This window comes from Vibrio sp. YT-18 (genome assembly GCF_033337345.1).
Taxonomy (GTDB): domain Bacteria; phylum Pseudomonadota; class Gammaproteobacteria; order Enterobacterales; family Vibrionaceae; genus Vibrio; species Vibrio alginolyticus.
Map to the genome: position 1 here is coordinate 1 of NZ_JAWOQO010000109.1, position 1,406 is coordinate 1,406.

Here is a 1,406-nt window from a genome sequence, read left to right on the forward strand (position 1 = left end):
CTGCTGAATACAACTTCATGGTTTGAAGATTACCCTGGAGGTAGTCTTCTTTACTTGCAGCCGCTTCAAAAACGAAGCCATCTGCCACTTTCTTGCCACCAGAAGTGCGCTTTTCTTTGCTCACTTTGTGCTTGACGCGGCCATTCTTCATAAACTTAACGATGAAGGTTTGGCTCTCTTGAACCCATTTCTGGTTGATCTCCACACCCACGACATTCAAGCCATGGATCAAACCTTCAAACAGTGTCGTACCCTTACCACACATTGGATCCATCAGCGTTAGCTGCGTGCTGTCAGTATTTGCAGCACTCACGCCAAGGTTAACCATCAAGCGAGTAAACTGCTCATTGGTTTTGCCGGTATAACGCAGGATCTGGCTCATGCTCTCAGGGAAAGTATTGAATGCAGGCGCCTGAATTGGACGAAGCAAACCATCTTCACGCACTTCAAACAGCGCGTAATAGATAGAAGATGCGGCAATCTTACGAGACTGCGCTTCACTTAACGCTTGCTCACAAGAAAACACCAGCGCCGCAGGTAAACCCACGTCTTTGCTGCCAATTTCAGTCACTTCAACACCTTCAGAGGCCAAAATCGCTTTGAGCTCTGAGCATGCAATGGTCATTGCGCTATCAAAGTAAATTCGGTTATGACCCGGATTCGCTAATATCGCGTAGTGGTACATCAACTGACTCCTTAAGCAATGCGTTTGTATTTAATATCCCACACACCGTGACCTAGACGGTGACCGCGAGCTTCAAACTTCGTCAGTGGACGATCTTCAGGACGAGGTACAAAGTCACCGTCTTGCGCAATATTTTCGAAACCTGGCGCTTGGTTCATGATTTCAATCATGTGCTCCGCGTAGTTTTCCCAGTCTGTTGCCATGTGGAAAATGCCTTCGTTCGGGATAAGCTTTTGACGAACCATTTCAGCAAACTCAAGCTGCACGATACGACGCTTGTGGTGACGCTTTTTGTGCCAAGGATCTGGGAAGAATAACTGTAGCGTAGCAAGGCTGTCATTTGGGATCATGTGCTCAAACACTTCAACCGCATCGTGACACATTACGCGAAGATTAGTGATACCCGCTTCGCGTGCATCAGAAAGACAAGCACCAACACCTGGGCTATGTACTTCAATACCGAAGAAGTTTTTCTCAGGCGCATTCTTTGCCATTTCAACCAATGAAGCACCCATACCAAAACCGATTTCTAGTACGACTGGATTATCGTTACCAAACACTTCTTTCCAATCAAGAAGTTCTGCTTTGTAGTCGATACCCATTGTTGGCCAGCACTCGTTCATCGCGTTCTCTTGGCCTTTCGTTAGACGACCTTCGCGACGTACAAAACTGCGGATTTTACGGATCAGCTTGCCGTCTTCGTTGTATTCGTTAGTGGTTA

2 protein-coding genes are annotated in these 1,406 nt (G+C 46.9%); both read right to left on the bottom strand.

Annotated features, from left to right (window positions below; all coding sequences use genetic code 11):
• Window positions 1-685 (bottom strand): DNA methylase (locus R7M72_RS24700; RefSeq protein ID WP_318056412.1); only part of this gene is annotated, 685 nt, incomplete at its 3' end.
• Between the two features lie 11 nt (window positions 686-696).
• Window positions 697-1,406: tRNA (guanosine(46)-N7)-methyltransferase TrmB (trmB, locus tag R7M72_RS24705; protein ID WP_318056413.1), on the bottom strand; the 710-nt coding region annotated here is incomplete at its 5' end.